Genomic DNA, 15,210 nt, shown 5'->3' on the forward strand with positions numbered 1-15,210 from the left:
GCCGGTCAGCGGAACCGGTTGATCGCGGCGAGGTGCCTGCCGCGCAGTTCGTGGTCGAGCACGCCGAGCCCTTCGGCCGGAGCGAGGCAGAGCACGCCGACCTTGCCCTGGTGGGCGTTGCGGTGGACGTCGAAGGCCGCCTGCCCGGTCTCGTCGAGTGAGTACACCTTGGACAGTGTGGGGTGGATCTTCCCCTTGGCGACCAACCGGTTCGCCTCCCACGCCTCGCGGTAGTTCGCGAAGTGCGACGACACGATGTGCTTGAGGTTCATCCACAGGTAGCGGTTGTCGTACTGGTGCAGGTACCCGGAGGTCGACGCGCACGTCACGATCTTGCCGCCCTTGCGCGCCACGAACACCGACGCGCCGAACGTCTCGCGGCCGGGGTGCTCGAACACGATGTCCGGGTCCTCGCCGCCGGTCAGCTCGCGGATCTTCGCGCCGAACCGCTTCCACTCGCGCGGGTCCTGCTCGTGCTCGTTCTTCCAGAACTCGTAGCCCTCGGCGGACCGGTCGATGATCAGCTCGGCCCCCATCGCCCGGCACAGCTCCGCCTTCTCCGGCGACGACACGACGCACACCGGGGTCGCACCGCCGTTCAACGCGAACTGCGTGGCGTAGGAACCCAGCCCGCCCGAGGCACCCCAGATCAGGACCGTGTCGCCCTGCTTCATGTTGCCGCCGTTGGTCGACACGAGCTGCCGGTACGCGGTGGAGTTGACCAGACCGGGTGAGGCGGCCTCCTCCCACGTCAGGTGCTCGGGCTTCGGCATCAGCTGGTTGGCCTTCACCAGGGCCAGGTCGGCCAGGCCACCGAAGTTCGTCTCGAAACCCCAGATCCGCTGCTGCGGGTCGAGCATCGTGTCGTTGTGCCCGTCCGGACGCTCCAGCGGCACGTCCAGGCAGTGCGCGACCACCCGGTCCCCCGGCTTCCACACCGACACGCCGGGACCGACGCGCAGCACCACGCCGGCCAGGTCCGAGCCCACGACGTGGTACGGCAGGTGGTGCTTGCCGCCCAGCCTCTTCAGGAACCCGAACGTCGAGACCGGCTCGAAGATCGACGTCCAGACCGTGTTGTAGTTGATCGCGGACGCCATCACGGCGACGAGCGCCTCGCCGGGCGCGAGCTCGGGTGTCGCGACCTCGCGGACCTTCAACGACCGCCGCGGGTCCTTCTCCCGGGCCGGCAGCCCCGAGAACATCTCGGCGTCGCTCTCCTCGACCACCACGGCGCGGTAGCTCGCGGGCACGGGCAGCGCCTCGAAGTCCCGCGCCACCGCGTCTTCGGATTCGATGGCGCTCAGGATCTCGCTCATGGCTTCAAAGTAGGAGTTCCGGGACTAGGGAATGCCCGCGAGAACGTCCCCCACCGGCCTTGCTCAGCCGAGGACGAACGGGATGTCCAACTCCCCCCGTTCCCACCAGCAGCACGTCGCGGGCCAGCTACAGCACGGCGGTGATGACGTTCGCGACCGCGCTTCTGTGGTCGGACAGGAAGAAGTGGCCGCCGGGGAAGACCTCCACCGCGAACGGCCCGGTCGTGCGCGCACGCCACTGCTCGACCTCGTCCACCGAGGCCTTGGGGTCGGCGTCGCCGGTCAGCGCCGTCAGCGGGCAGGCCAGGTCCGGTCCGGGGCGGTAGCGGTAGGTCTCGGCGGCGCGGTAGTCGGAGCGGATCGCCGGGAGCACCATCCGGACGATGTCCTCGTCGTCGAACACGCTCGCGTTCGTGCCGGCGAGCCTGCGCACCTCGGCCATCAGCCCGGCGTCGTCGCGCTGGTGCACCCGGTCGTCGCGGACGAGGTGCGGGGCGCGGCGGCCGGAGACGAACAGGTGGGCCGGTTCGTGCCGCAGCGCCACCTCGAACGCGACCATCGCGCCCATGCTGTGCCCGAACAGGTGCAGTGGGCGGTCCGCCGGCAGCCTCGGCGCGATCTCGTCGGCGAGCGTTCTGACGTCGTCGATCAACGGCTCCGACCTGCGGTCCTGCCGTCCGGGATACTGGACGGCGAGGAGTTCGACGCGACCCTCGAAGTGCTGGGCGAACGGCTGGAACCAGCTCGCCGCGCCGCCCGCGTGCGGGAAGCAGACGAGCCGGGGCGCGTGCGCGGGTGCCCCGGTGAGCGCGCGGAACCAGAGGCCGGTATCGAGTGTGGACGCCACGCGCCGATGCAACCACCGTTCAGGCTGAGGAAACGACTGGAAACGGCTAGCGTGGCGGCATGGGCCAGTCTCCGGCTGTGGAGCTAGAGGTGGAGGACCGCGTCGTGCGGATCTCCAACCCCGACCGCGTCTACTTCCCGGCGCGCGGCGAGACGAAGCTGGATCTCGCGCGGTACTACCTGTCCGTCGGCGACGGGATCGTCCGGGCGTTGCGGGAACGGCCGTGCATGCTGCACCGCTTCCCGTCCGGTGTGACGGGCGAGAAGGTGCACCAGAAGAGGCTTCCGAACGGCGCGCCGCCGTGGGTGCGGACCGTGCGGGTGCACTTCCCGCGCTACAACCGCCACGCGGACGAGCTGTGCGTCACGCACCTGGCCGACGTGATCTGGGCGGTGCAGATGTCCACTGTGGAGTTCCACCCGTGGAACTCGCGCGCCGCGGACACCGAGAAGCCCGACGAGTGGCGCATCGACCTCGACCCCGGACCGGCCTGCTCGTTCGACCGGGTGCGGCGGGTGGCCCTGGTGGTGCAGGAGGTGCTGGCCGAACTCGGCGCCACCGGGTTCCCCAAGACCTCTGGTTCCAAGGGGTTGCACGTCTACGTGCGGATCAAGCCCGACCACGGCTTCCAGGACGTGCGGAAGGCCGCGCTGGCGTTCGCGCACGAGGTGGAGCGGCGCGCGCCGGACGACGTCGAGACGACCTGGTGGCGCAAGGACCGCGATCCGTCGCTGGTGTTCGTGGACTACAACCAGAACACGCGCGACCGCACCATCGCGAGCGCCTACTCGGTGCGCGGCTACCCCGAGGCGACGGTGTCGACGCCGATCGAGTGGTCCGAGATCCCGGACGTCGACCCGCACGACTTCACCATCGCGACCGTGCCCGCCCGCTTCGCCGCGCTGGGGGACCTGCACGCCGGGATCGACGACGCGGTGTGGTCGATCGAGCCGCTGCTGGAGTGGGCCGCCCGCGACTCCCTGGAGGTCCCCGATGAGCGGTAGTCCCGTCAAGTTCTCGTCCTTGGACCAGCCGTTGTTCGGCGGGCTGCTCAAGGGCGACCTGGTGGCGTACCTGGAGTTCGTGGCCGCGCGGTTCGTGCCGGTGCTGGCCGGGCGGCAGCTGTCGGTGTGGCGGGTCCTGCGCGGGCAGGACCCGTTCATGCAGAAGAACGTCCCGAAGTACACGCCTTCCTTCGTGCGGACGGTCGACGTGTGGGCCGAGGCCTCACACCGGACGATCCGGTACGCCATCTGCGATGACGAGCAGACGTTGCTGTGGTTCGCGAACCAGCGTGCCGTCGAGTACCACGTGCCGTTGTACCTCGGGGACCACTTCGGCGAGGACCACGTGCAGACGCACCTGGTCATGGACGTCGATCCGCCGGAGGGGGCCGGGTTCGACGTGGTCGTGCGGACGGCGTTGCTGGTGCGGGAGGCGCTGGCCGACGCCGGGCTGTCCGGGGTGGTGAAGACCAGCGGGGCCAAGGGAGTGCACATCTTCGTGCCGCTGGTCGCGCACTCGCCCGACGACGTCGCCGCGGCCACCCGGGCTTTGGCGGTGCGCGCGGAGAAGCTCGATCCTTCCCTCGCCACCACGGCCTACATCCGGGCCGAGCGGGGCGGGAAGGTCTTCCTGGACTCCACCCGCGCCTGGGGCGCCACGGTGGTGGCCGCCTACTCGCCCCGGCTGCGGGAAGGGTTGCCGATCTCGTTCCCGGTGCCCTGGGAGTCGCTCGCCGATGTCACGCCGGCCGACTTCACCGTGCGGACCCGGTTCGACGGGGACCCTTGGTCCTCGTTGATGCCCGCTCCTCAGACGTTGCCGGACGACCTGATCGCGCAGGGGCACACGATTCCCGTGGCGCGGGTGGTCGCGATGCACGAGGGGAAGCGGCGGAAGGCCGCTCAGCGCGAGGCCGAGAAGTAGGCGGTTACAGCCGCGACCAGTGGCAAGGTCACGTGGGCGACGGTGGTGAACGTCGGTTCGGTGGCTGAGACGTAGTCGTTGGCTCTGAGGAGGATTCCGGCCGCGATGGCCAGGTAGGCGGCCACGGCTGCCCGGCCGGTGGTGATCGTGGCGGCCAGGGGGACGACGATCAGGGCCGCCAGGGCGGCGTGGGTGACGTACGGCGGGACCTCTGCGGTGAGCATGAGGACCGCGTCTGCCAGCAGCAGGGCCGGGGCGATCGCCTGCGGCCAGCGCCGGGAACGCCAGGTGGTGTAGGCGGCGGTGGCGGTCAGAGCGGCCACGATGATCAGAAACGCGTTGTCTTCCGCGTGGCCCTCGATGGACATGAGGTCCTGGGCGTTGTGGGCGACCACGAAGACGCCCGCGGCACCGACGACTCCGGCGGCCGCGGGCAGCCAGGTCCAGCTCGTCGCGGCGGTCACGGCCAAGGCGGTGGCGACCAGGCCGTAGGGCATCCACGCGAAGGCTTCGACACCGCTGAGCAAGCCTGTTGTGCCCGCCAACAGGCCCAATGCGGCGCCGGGCAGCCACAGGTGGTCGCGGACGGTCAGGACGAAGAGGGCAGCGGTCAGGGCCCAGGGCCAGACGGCCGCGAAGACGAACGTGTTCGGGCTGGTGTCGGCGAGGTGGGTCAGGATGCCGCCGGGAACCGTCATCATGCCGATGAGGAACAGCACGAGGGCTGCGCCGGCCACCAGACGTGGCAGGACGCCGAGGACCTGAAGCGGCGACCGGGCAACCTGTTCCTGCGGCGCCGCAGGCTTCGTCACCAGCGGTTCCGGTTTCGTCCTGGCAGGCGAGGGCTTGGGTTCGATCTTCGAGGTCGGCGAGGGCGCCGGTTTCTCGCCCAGCGCCTCGCGGGCCGCCGACGCCACCATGCGGCTGTCGTCGTCCCCCAGCCGGCGCAACGCCAGCCGCGCCGCCAGCGCACGCCCTTCGTGCGCGACGGTCAGCATCCGGCGCAGCTCCGGGATCGCGCCCGCCCGCACACCGGGCAACGAGTGGTCGATGGCCTCCTGCAACTCCGGCGGCAGAGCAGACGGCACCGACACCGGGCGGGCCCGGCGGGCGATGCGGAGGTCGCCCCGCACGTCCAGCATCCACTTGCCGGGCGTCTGGTGCGGGGTCACGCGGCGGACCCGGTCGTAGACGTACTCGTACAGCTCGTCGAGGCCCACGTGGCCGTCCTGGTCGCGGTCGGCGTCGCCCGTTTCGAGGCCTTCGACGAGAGCCGAGGTGAAGACGGAGGGTTCGCCTTCCGAGGCGTCGGCCACCGAAGCGCCCTCGAAGGCGTACTCCATGGCGGACGAGGCGGTGATGACGGCTCTGCCGCTGCCGCCGAACTGCTCCTCCAACCCCACCGCACCGCCCGCGCGGGCGACCATGCCCCGGCCGAACGCGCCGGAGTAGCAGCAGTCGAGGAGCAGGACGACCCGGCGGGAGCGCGAGCGGTTCATGCGGCGGGCCACGAAGTCCGCGGAGACGGCGGTGCCCGCGAGGCGGGAGAGCTTGGTGCTGGAGGTGGCGAAGTGGAGTTCGCCCGCCTCGTCCTTGACGCCGTGGCCGGAGAAGTGCAGGACCAGGAGGTCGTCCGGGGCCCGGTCGGCGAAGAAGTCCTCCACCGCCTCGTTGATCTCGGCGGCCGAGGAGTTGATCAGGGTGCGGACGTGGAAGCCGCCGATGCGCGGGTCGGCCAGGACCTCGCTCAGGCGCGCGGCGTCGTGGGCCGGGGCGCGCAACGACGACAGGCCCGGGTCGGCGAAGACGTGGCTCGCGATGATCAGGGCGTGACGGTGCAGGCGGCGGCCCAGCCACTCGGAACGGCGCTCCAGCTCCTCGGGGGTGGGGGCGCCGGTCAACTCCAGGGGCTCGCCGTCGGCCTCGACGGTGACCGAGCGTTCCCGGCGCTGGCCCAGCCACGAGGACACGGCGTTGATCAGCGCGGCCAGGACCGTCGACTGGGAGACGGTGGTCAGGATCGTGCCGAGGTCGGCGACGTCGACGGCCTTGGCGCCGTCAGGGGCGGAGCCGGGAGACGACGAGACGGGCAGCAGTTCGGACAGCTCGGTGCGCAGGAACGACGTGAGTTGCTCGACGCGCTCGTCGTCAGCGCCGTCTTCATGCACACGCAGTGTGATCTGGGTCATAGCGACCTCCCGACAGGAGGTCGCTCACCAGGGGCAAAGCATTACGACGGGTCGGAACCCCGCAATGCTCCCCACCAGAAACCCAGGACGGCGGCGATCACGGTCGCGGTGATCCAGCCGACGAAACCGGTGCCGTCGAGGTACGCCCAGAACAGGCCCACGAACGGCGCCGGCACGATGAACACCGCGTCGACCCTGAGCTGCGCCGCCAGGCCCGAGGGCGCGCGGGTCTCGGGGTCGGGCCGCACCGGGTTGTCCAGGCGGCGTCCGCGCGGGTGCTTGGTCACGGGACGGCCGGACGGGTAGACGGTCACGCCGTCGATCACGGCGACCCTGCCGCCGCGCAGTTCCACCTCAGCGGGCGACGGCAGCGTCACCAGCACCGGGTCGTAGTAGACGGGCAGCCAGCGTTCCCGGGGACCGTCGATCTCCAGCCACGAGCGCACCATCAGCCCGGACTGCAGCCGGATGCGCCGCACGGACACCGTCACGGCCTCGGCGCGGGCGGCGCGCACGGCCAGCAGCAGGCGCAAGCCACCGACGAACAGCACCAGCAACGCCACCGCGAGCGCGAACGTCACACCGCCCAGCGCCCGGTCGGTCGACACCAGCAGGTCCGAGCCCGGGATCACCGCGCGCGACGGGTCGGCCGGGTCGAACGCGATCTGCGCCTGCTTGCCGACGACCCGGTCACCGTCCTCATAAGGAACGCGCGCGGTGCCGGCGGGCCAGCGCACCTCGACCGAGCCGTCCGCATAGGACACGACCTCGCCCATGCCGCGCGCGGTCATCGACGCCAGCGACGCGCGACCGTCCGAATAGGACAGCCAGGACAGCAGTGCGACCACGAAGCACACCAGCAGCACGGCCGCCGTGGTCGTGAGGCCGTAGCGCAACGCGGGAACCCGGGAACGCAGCAAGACAAGCTCCAAACAGAAAGAAAACGGCCCGGCGGGAAGGGACCCGCCGGGCCGTTCACGAGCCTACTGGCACGTCAGGAACTGCATCACTCGGTGAAGCCCATGGTGATGTAGTCGTACGGACGGTTCGCGTACGCGACGGCACCGAAGTTGGCGACGTTGCTCTTCACCGCGACCGCGCCGGGCAGCTGGTACAGCGGCAGCTGGTGGCCGAGCTCCCAGATCTTCTTGTCGGCCTCGTTCGCGAGCTCGAGGCGCTTGGCCTCGTCGAGCTCACCGTTGGCCTGCTCCAGCAGCTTGTTGACCTCTTCGGAGCCGATCCGGCCGTAGTTCTGGTTGGTGCTGGCCGGGTCGAGCGTGTAGATGCCCTTGCTGTCCGAGATCGGCGTGGCCGAGGCCAGCCAGCGGAAGCCGGTCATGTCGAAGTTGCCGACGTTCACGAACTGCTTGAAGAAGTCGGTCGACGGAACGGCCTGGATGTCGACCTTGGCGCCGATCTCCTTCAGCTGCGACTGCACGAGCTTCGCGATCTGGTCGGAGGTGGGGTTCGGCGTCGGGATGACGTAGCGGACGACGAGCTCCTTGCCGTCCTTCTTGCGGGTCTCGCCCTCGAGCTTCCAGCCCAGCTCGTCGAGCTGCTTCTTCGCCGCTTCCTTGTCGAACGACGCGACGGCCGAGTTGTCCTTGTAGCCGGCCGAGCCGAGCAGGAAGAAGTGGTTACCGGTGACCTGCGCGTCGCCCTTGATCATCTGGCCGAGGAGGGCCTTGGTGATGGTCTTGGTGTCGATGCCGCGGGTCAGCGCGACGCGGAGCTTCGCGTCCTTGAGGATCGAGGTGTCCGCACCGTTGAACGTGATGTGCGAGTAGTCAGGCGTGATGGCCTGGCGGATCGTCACGCCCTGCATCGACTTGGCACGCGTGAAGTTGTCGATGCTCGAGCCGATGTCGAAGAAGTCGATCTGGCCGTTGGCGAGCGCGTCCGCGAGCGCGGGACGGTCGACCTGGCGGAACGTGATCTTCTCGAGCTTCGGCTTCGGGCCCCACCACGCCGGGTCCTGGACCACGGTCACGAGCTTGGCGGTGCGGTCGATCGTGCCGATCTTGAACGGACCGGCGGTGATCTTCGGGGCGTCGGCCCAGCCCTTGTTGAACTCCTCGGCGGAGGAGGACATGGACTTCGGGTAGAGCGGCGAGAACAGGCCACCGGCCCACTCGGCGAACTTCTTCTTGAACGTCACCTTGACGTCCTGGTCGGTCGCGCCCTTCTCGACCTTCTCGATGTCCTCGTAGCCGGTGGTGCCGGCGACCTCGAAGGCCTTGTCGGTCCCGTTCAGGGACTTCCACATGGCCTCGAAGTCCTGCCAGGACAGCGCGGTACCGTCCGACCACTTGGCCTTCGGGTTGAGCTTGTACTCGACGACCTGCGGGTCGGACGAAGCGAGCTTCGCGTCCTCGAGGACGTCCTTGTTCACGACGATCTTCGAGTCGGGCTGCTGCTTGAACAGGTTCGGCATCATCGTGTCGATCATGCGCCGACCGTCGGCGTTGGTGCCGTCGAGCTGGTTGTAGTTCCAGTTGTCGGGCAGCTGGTCGACCGGCCAGCGGAACTCGCCGCCGTCCTTGACCTTGGCGGCGTCCTGCGGGTTGATGTCCGCCTGGCCGATCGCGTTGTCCGCGCCCTTGAGCCCGGAGTCCCCGCTGTTGCTGGGCCCACCACACGCGGTAAGCGTGAGGGCGACCGCCGCAATGGCGATCACACCCACCTTGGTACGTCGACTCACTGTCGTGAACCTCCCTCGTGCCCGGACACCAGTTGCCGGGGACACTGTTCCTTCGTGCTCGCAGGCCGTTTTCTGAGGCGACGGATGCATCAGAGGACCTGGCGAATCTGGGCGAAGTGGCAGGCGGCCTCGTGGTCCTCGGCCTGCACCTCGCGGAGTGGTTCCACCTCGATGCACTGGCGCTGCTTCTCGGGCGGAAGCTGCGCGTGCAGGAAGCAGCGCGTGCGGAAGCGGCAGCCGGACGGCGGGTTCGCCGGGCTCGGCAGGTCGCCGGTGAGGATGATCCTCTCCCGCTGACGCTCCTTCACGGGGTCGGGAATCGGGATCGCCGACAGCAGTGCCTGCGTGTACGGGTGGCGCGGCGCGTCGAACACCGAGTCCACCTCGCCGATCTCGATGATCTTCCCGAGGTACATCACGGCCACCCGGTCCGCGATGTGCCGCACCACCGACAGGTCGTGCGCCACGAACAGGTAGGCCAGGCCCAGCTTGGACTTGAGCTCCTCCAGCAGGTTGATGACACCCGCCTGGATGGACACGTCCAGCGCCGACACCGGCTCGTCGAGCACGACGAGCTTGGGTTCGAGCGCGAGCGCCCGCGCGATGCCGATGCGCTGCCGCTGACCGCCGGAGAACTCACCGGGGTAGCGCGACAGCTGGTCGGGGCGCAGGCCGACGAGCCGCATGAGCTCCGGCACGCGCCGGTTGATCTCGTCCTTGGCGTAGCCGTGGACCTGCATCGGCTCGGCGATGCAGTCGTGGATCGTGAGGCGCGGGTCGAGCGACGCCATCGGGTCCTGGAACACCACGGACATGTCGCGGCGGATCGCGAAGCGGCGCTTGCCGTCCACATCGGACGACTTCGTGCCGAGCACGGAGATCTCGCCGCCCATGGGCTTCTGGAGGTTGAGGATCTCCATCAGCGTCGTGGTCTTGCCGCAGCCCGACTCGCCGACGAGGCCCAGGGTCTCGCCCTCGCGGATGTCGAACGAGATGCCCGCGACCGCGTGGACGGTGCCGACGCGGCGCTTGAACACCACGCCCTTGTTGACCGGGTACTCCTTCACGAGCTGGTCGAGCTCGAGCACGATGTCGCGCTGGTCCCGGGGGATCTTCGCGACCTCGGGCTCGTCGGCCACCTCGGCACCGAAGATCTCGACGGCGGCCTCGGCGCCCTCGGCGTCGGTCGCGGCGATCTCGTTGGTGCGGATGCACGCGGCCTGGTGCTCGGCCGAACCGTCGACGTCGACCAGCGGCGGTTCGGCGGTGTGGCAGGCGTCGACGACCATCGGGCAGCGCGGCGCGAACGGGCACCCCGGGGGGAGGTCCGTGAGCGACGGCGGGTTGCCCTTGATCGGCACGAGCGCCTGCTTCTCGCTGACGTCGAGGCGCGGGATCGAGCCGAGCAGGCCGAGCGTGTACGGCATGCGCGGCTGCTGGTAGATCTCGTCGACGTTGCCCTTTTCGACAGCGCGGCCCGCGTACATGACCATCAGCCGGTCCGCGAACCCGGCGACGACGCCGAGGTCGTGGGTGATGATCACGATGCCGGCGCCGGTGACCTCCTGCGCGGTCTCCAGCAGCTGGAGCACCTGTGCCTGCACCGTCACGTCGAGCGCGGTGGTCGGCTCATCGGCGATGATCAGGTCCGGGTCGTTGGCGATCGCCATCGCGATCACCGCACGCTGCCGCATGCCGCCGGAGAACTCGTGCGGGAACGCCTTGGCGCGTTCGACGGCGTTCGGGATGCCGACGAGGTCGAGCAGCTCGACCGCGCGCTTGTTGGCGGCGGCCTTCGAAACGGCGCCCTTCTTGTGCACCAGGATCGCCTCGGCGATCTGGTCGCCGACGGTGTAGACCGGCGTCAGCGCCGACAGCGGGTCCTGGAACACCATCGAGATGCGGCGGCCGCGGATCTTCGAGAGCTCCGCGTCGTTCTGGCCGATCAGCTCGCGGCCCTGGAACTTGATGGAACCGCTGATGCGCGCCGAGGACGGCAGCAGGCCCATGACGGCGAGCGACGACACGGACTTGCCCGAGCCGGACTCGCCGACGATGCCGAGGACCTCGCCGGGTGAGACGTGGTAGCTCAGCCCGCGCACGGCGTGCACGCGGCCCGCCTCGCTGGGGAAGGACACGTGCAGGTCCTCGACCTGCAGGACCGGGCCCTCGGTGGCCGGGGTCGCCGGCGTGTCGAACTGGATCTCCGAGGTGGTCATGCGGCGGCCTTCTCCTTGGTCTTCTTCTCCTTGCGGCGCACGCGCGTGGACGTCGGGTCGAGCGCGTCCCGCAGACCGTCACCGACCCAGTTCACCGCGAGCACGAACACGACGAGGAAGCCCGCCGGGAACAGGAACAGCCACGGGAAGGTCGTCGCGGACTCGGCGTACAGGCCGATCATGGTGCCGAGCGAGACGTCGGGCGACTGCACGCCGAAGCCGAAGAAGCTCAGGCCCGTCTCGGCGAGCACCGCCGAACCGACGTTGATCGTCGCGTCGATGATGAGCAGCGACGCCATGTTCGGCACGATGTGCTTGGCGATGATCTTGCGCGCCGGCTGGCCCATGAACTTGGCCGCCTTGACGAACTCGCGTTCCTTCAGGGTCAGCGTCATGCCGCGGACGATGCGGGCGGTGATCATCCATTGGAACGCCGCCAGCATGATCACCAGCAGCCACCACGACTTGCCCCGAAACCACGGGCTCAGGATCGCGATGATCAGGAAAGACGGCAGCACCAGCAGCAGGTCGACGACCCACATGAGCGCCTTGTCGGCGACACCGAGGAAGTACCCGGCGGCCGCGCCGACGACCGCGGCGATCGTCGTCGAGATCAACGCCACGAGCAGGCCGATGATCAGCGACTTCTGCAGTCCGCGCATCGTCAGCGCGAACATGTCGGTACCGATCTTGTCGGTGCCGAAGATGTGGTCGGCGTAGGGCGGCTCGAGGAACGCCGCGTAGTCCTGCTGGTCGTAGGTCCACTTCGACAGCAGCGGGCCCACGAACGCCATCAGGTACATGCCGATGATGACCACCAGGCCGACCAGGGCCAGCTTGTTGCGCATGAAGCGGATGAGCACGAGCCTGCCGCGCGTCATCGCCTTCTCGGGTTCGGGAGCAGCGTCGACTGGGCTGCCCGAGGCGGCACCGGTGGTTCCGGCGGCGTCGCCCTCGTTGAGGATCACGGTCACGTCGTCGTCACCTTGCCTAGTTCACGCGGATTCGGGGATCGAGCGCGGCGTACAGCACGTCCGCCAGCCAGCCGGAGAACAGCACGCAGACGGCGACGAAGAGCGTCACCGTGGCGGTGATGTTCGCGTCCTGCGAGCCGATGCCGACGACGAGCCAGTCACCCATGCCGTACCAGGTGAAGATCTTCTCCGTGAACGTGCCACCGACGACGAGCAGGCCGAACCCGAACGCGAACAGCGTCGCCATCGGGATCAGCGCGGTGCGCAGGCCGTGCTTGAACAGCGCCTTGCGGCGGGTGAGCCCCTTGGCCTGGGCGGTGCGCAGGAAGTCGCTGCCGAGCACGTCGAGCATCGACGAGCGCTGGTAGCGGCTGTAGAAGGCGATCTGGCCGAGCGCGATCGCGAGCGTGGGGAGGATCAGGTGCTGCAACCGGTCGACCAGCGACTCGAACCAGTTCCCCTGGAAACCGGGGGTGGCCTCGCCGACGAAGATCAGCACGTTGCTGCCGATCGCGTCGTTGAGCCCCTGGGCACCCAGCTTGAGCAGCGGTCCGAGCACCAGAACGGGCATGGACAGCAATATGAAGCTGAACAGGGTCGCGAAGTAGTCGCTGAACTTGTACTGCCGGATCGCGCTCACGACGCCCAGCAGCACGCCGAACACGATGCCGAACGTGATGCCCAGCAGGAACAGCCTCAAGCTCACGCCGATCCGCCGGCCGAGTTCGTCGGTGATCGGGCGGTCCGCGACGGTGCGACCGAAGTCGCCCTGAACCACACCGCTCATCCAGGTCACGAACCGCTGCGGGATCGGCTGGTCGAGGTGCAGGTCTCGTTTCTTCGCCTCGATCGACGCCGCCGGTGGCGGTGGGTTGCGTTGTTGCAACACCCCGATCGGGTCAAAGGTGGCGGAGGCCAACGTGAACGCGAGGAACGTCGCCACGAGGGCGAGCACCACGTAGTTGACCAACCGCCGCAACAGAAATCCGGCCACCCGTGTTCAGTCCTCTCCCCGGTGGTTGCGACTTCGGCTCACTGGATTGCAGTGGACGAGTTGCAAGAGATTAACCGCCGTTCAGGCGGACCGCTGCCCACCCCCACCAATGCGTGGAGGCCCACTGACCGGGCCATAGTCACCCATGCGTGGAGGAAAGGCGGGCGGAACAGCCGCATCCACAGTTGACGCTCGTGAATTGTGTGTCCAAGCGTGACCATTGTGCGGCCGTATCGCTGTATTCACCGTGAAGTTCCGGTTCGCCACGATCGATGTGACGCATCTGGGTGAATGCATTGACCAGAAGATGTGGGACAAGCAGCGCAATGTGATCAGAAAGCGACATCACTCTGCGGAGTGCTTCAGGTGTCCAGCGTAACTGCACCGACGCGGAGCAGCACAGACGTCCGTGCAGCTCAGGACGGGCTAGGCCGAACGGGGTGAAACGCATCACAAAGCGCACGACCAGATGGCTTAGGCCAGCCTAAGAAAGGCGCCAGAGTCGTCCGCCCGCGATCACGAACACCTGGCCGCCTACTTTCTCCGCGGCCACCACGGCGCCCGACGGACCGTCTGCGGCACGTTCGTCATTTTCAGACACCAATTTGACGCCGCCGTGGTCCACGAAGAGCGTCGGCGTGCCGTTGACGTCGACGGGGGCGGCGAGCGTCATGTCGTCGGTCACCGGGACGTCCGGGGTGGTGAGCTTCCTCCACTGCGCGCCGGTGCCGGACCACCACGCGAGCTTGCCCTGGAACCGGCCCACGACCTGGCACGTGCCGTTCCAGCACCGGCCGGCCAGCGCGGCGTCGCCGTCCGGGAGGGTCGCGGTGGTCCAGGTGGTGCCGTCGTACTGCCAGACCGCGGCGCTCACGATCCCCTTGGCGATCTGCCAGCCGGTGACGAGCGCGCCGTCGCCGTTCTGGGTGACGGCCAGCGGGAAGCGCAGGAGTTCCTGCGAGCTCTCGAGAACCGTGCCCGCGGAGGGCTGCCGGGTCCACGTGTCGGCGGCGTAGCTCCACGCCGCGATGTCCAGGCCCGCCTTGGCGCTCTGCCAGGTGCCGATGATCAGCGGACCGGCGGCGGTGCGGACCGGGCCGATGAGCTCACCCGCGCCGTACCCGCCGAACGTGCTGAACGCCTGCGGTTTCTCGGTGATGGCGCGGGTGTCGCCGGTCCACGCGCTCCAGCGGACGTTGCCGTGCGCGCCACCCCGTTCGCCGCCCACCCCCGTGATGGTCATGCCGTCGGAGGTGATGCCGTACCAGTGCGCTTCCTTGCCGTACGGGGTCGCTGGGGTGAGCCGGGAGTTGCTGACCCTGCCGTCGGGCGAGCGGGTCACGAGTTCCGGGTGGTCGACCGCGCGGGTGCCGATGACCAGCAGGTCGTTGTGCGTCGCCAGGGCTTCGGGCGTGGCGGTGAGATCGACGGCGGTGAAGCCGACCGAGTTGTCCGCGCCGCCTGATGAGCAGCCGGCGAGGACCAGCAGAACCGCGAGCGTCAGCCTCCGCATGCGGGCCAGTATGACCACATGCGGCCCGAACACGATCAGGTAATGCACTTCTCCGAGGATCCGGGGATCGCCCGGTTCGTCCCGCATCGGGCGGCGACGGCACGGCAGGCCGGGGAGTACGTGTGGGCCGTGGACGCGGGACGGGCGCCGGACTACTGGTTTCCGCGGCAATGCCCGCGCGTGCTGACGTGGTCGGCTGCTTCGAGGGTCCACGCCGTCGAGTACGGGTGGCTGGAACGGATGCGGACCGTCGAGCTGTACGCGTACCGGTTCGACGCGGCGCCGTTCCGGCCGTTCGGGGAGGAAGGCGAAGGGGGCGGGCACGCGCACGTCGCCACCGAGACCGTCGTGCCGCTCGGGCCCGCCGAACGGGTCGGCGACCTGTTCGCGTTGCACGAGGAGGCGGGCATCGAACTGAGGGTGCTCGCGAACCTCTGGGCGTTCTGGGACGAGGTCACCGCGAGCGGCCACGACTTCAGCGGCATCAGACTGCGGAACGCCCTGGCGCGATCAGTGGAATGATCA

Annotated in this window: 12 protein-coding genes; 3 read left to right on the top strand and 9 right to left on the bottom strand. The window is 68.9% G+C overall.

Features of this window, described 5'->3' with window-relative positions:
* Positions 1 to 5: 5 nt before the first annotated feature.
* Complete coding sequence (gene ccrA, locus QSK25_RS33200) at positions 6 to 1,319, bottom strand: crotonyl-CoA carboxylase/reductase (protein ID WP_285644193.1); 1,314 nt, start codon at positions 1,317 to 1,319, stop codon at positions 6 to 8.
* Between the two features lie 127 nt (positions 1,320 to 1,446).
* The gene (locus QSK25_RS33205; RefSeq protein ID WP_285644194.1) at positions 1,447 to 2,166 is read right to left on the bottom strand and encodes a thioesterase II family protein; all 720 of its coding nucleotides are present in this window, start codon (positions 2,164 to 2,166) and stop codon (positions 1,447 to 1,449) included.
* A gap of 59 nt (positions 2,167 to 2,225) precedes the next feature.
* On the opposite strand from QSK25_RS33205, the gene ligD reads away from it, so the two are divergent.
* Positions 2,226 to 3,170 carry a non-homologous end-joining DNA ligase gene (gene ligD, locus QSK25_RS33210; RefSeq protein ID WP_285644195.1) on the top strand — a complete coding sequence of 315 codons (945 nt, stop codon included), beginning with the start codon at positions 2,226 to 2,228 and terminating at the stop codon, positions 3,168 to 3,170.
* Positions 3,160 to 4,095, top strand: coding sequence for a DNA polymerase domain-containing protein (locus QSK25_RS33215; RefSeq protein WP_285644196.1), 936 nt, complete (start codon positions 3,160 to 3,162; stop codon positions 4,093 to 4,095). The genes ligD and QSK25_RS33215 overlap by 11 nt, the downstream gene beginning before the upstream one ends.
* On the opposite strand, the gene QSK25_RS33220 is transcribed toward QSK25_RS33215, so the two are convergent.
* The 7 genes from QSK25_RS33220 to QSK25_RS33250 form a co-directional block, all read right to left on the bottom strand.
* The gene (locus tag QSK25_RS33220; protein WP_285644197.1) at positions 4,074 to 6,284 is read right to left on the bottom strand and encodes a caspase family protein; all 2,211 of its coding nucleotides are present in this window, start codon (positions 6,282 to 6,284) and stop codon (positions 4,074 to 4,076) included. The two genes, QSK25_RS33215 and QSK25_RS33220, sit on opposite strands and share 22 nt — an antisense overlap.
* 41 nt (positions 6,285 to 6,325) lie before the next feature.
* Positions 6,326 to 7,204, bottom strand: coding sequence for a hypothetical protein (locus QSK25_RS33225; protein ID WP_285644198.1), 879 nt, complete (start codon positions 7,202 to 7,204; stop codon positions 6,326 to 6,328).
* 86 nt (positions 7,205 to 7,290) lie between these two features.
* Entirely contained in the window at positions 7,291 to 8,961 is a 1,671-nt protein-coding gene (locus QSK25_RS33230; RefSeq protein WP_285644199.1) for an ABC transporter family substrate-binding protein, read from the bottom strand.
* Between the two features lie 113 nt (positions 8,962 to 9,074).
* The gene (locus QSK25_RS33235) at positions 9,075 to 11,204 is read right to left on the bottom strand and encodes an ABC transporter ATP-binding protein (protein WP_285644200.1); all 2,130 of its coding nucleotides are present in this window, start codon (positions 11,202 to 11,204) and stop codon (positions 9,075 to 9,077) included.
* A complete protein-coding gene (locus tag QSK25_RS33240; protein WP_285644201.1) occupies positions 11,201 to 12,178 on the bottom strand; it encodes an ABC transporter permease in 978 nt (325 codons plus the stop codon). The genes QSK25_RS33235 and QSK25_RS33240 overlap by 4 nt, the downstream gene beginning before the upstream one ends.
* Positions 12,179 to 12,194: 16 nt before the next feature.
* Complete coding sequence (locus QSK25_RS33245; RefSeq protein ID WP_285644202.1) at positions 12,195 to 13,172, bottom strand: ABC transporter permease; 978 nt, start codon at positions 13,170 to 13,172, stop codon at positions 12,195 to 12,197.
* Between the two features lie 484 nt (positions 13,173 to 13,656).
* Positions 13,657 to 14,685 (bottom strand): hypothetical protein, encoded by a 1,029-nt coding sequence (locus QSK25_RS33250; RefSeq protein WP_285644203.1) that lies wholly within the window; start codon positions 14,683 to 14,685, stop codon positions 13,657 to 13,659.
* A 42-nt stretch (positions 14,686 to 14,727) separates the two neighbouring features.
* Here QSK25_RS33250 and QSK25_RS33255 point away from each other — a divergent pair, with 42 nt between their 5' ends.
* A complete protein-coding gene (locus QSK25_RS33255) occupies positions 14,728 to 15,207 on the top strand; it encodes a DUF6886 family protein (protein WP_285644204.1) in 480 nt (159 codons plus the stop codon).
* The last annotated feature ends 3 nt before the right edge of the window (positions 15,208 to 15,210 follow it).

Source organism: Lentzea sp. NBRC 102530 (assembly GCF_030269365.1).
In the GTDB taxonomy this organism is placed as follows: domain Bacteria; phylum Actinomycetota; class Actinomycetes; order Mycobacteriales; family Pseudonocardiaceae; genus Lentzea.

What these genes read in the sequence shown, in the direction of transcription:
- ccrA (WP_285644193.1), bottom strand. Translation starts at nt 1,319, where the DNA reads ATGAGCGAGATCCTGAGCGCCATCGAATCCGAAGACGCGGTGGCGCGG.
- ligD (WP_285644195.1), top strand. Translation starts at nt 2,226, where the DNA reads ATGGGCCAGTCTCCGGCTGTGGAGCTAGAGGTGGAGGACCGCGTCGTG.
- QSK25_RS33215 (WP_285644196.1), top strand. Translation starts at nt 3,160, where the DNA reads ATGAGCGGTAGTCCCGTCAAGTTCTCGTCCTTGGACCAGCCGTTGTTC.
- QSK25_RS33220 (WP_285644197.1), bottom strand. Translation starts at nt 6,284, where the DNA reads ATGACCCAGATCACACTGCGTGTGCATGAAGACGGCGCTGACGACGAG.
- QSK25_RS33235 (WP_285644200.1), bottom strand. Translation starts at nt 11,204, where the DNA reads ATGACCACCTCGGAGATCCAGTTCGACACGCCGGCGACCCCGGCCACC.
- QSK25_RS33250 (WP_285644203.1), bottom strand. Translation starts at nt 14,685, where the DNA reads ATGCGGAGGCTGACGCTCGCGGTTCTGCTGGTCCTCGCCGGCTGCTCA.
- QSK25_RS33255 (WP_285644204.1), top strand. Translation starts at nt 14,728, where the DNA reads ATGCACTTCTCCGAGGATCCGGGGATCGCCCGGTTCGTCCCGCATCGG.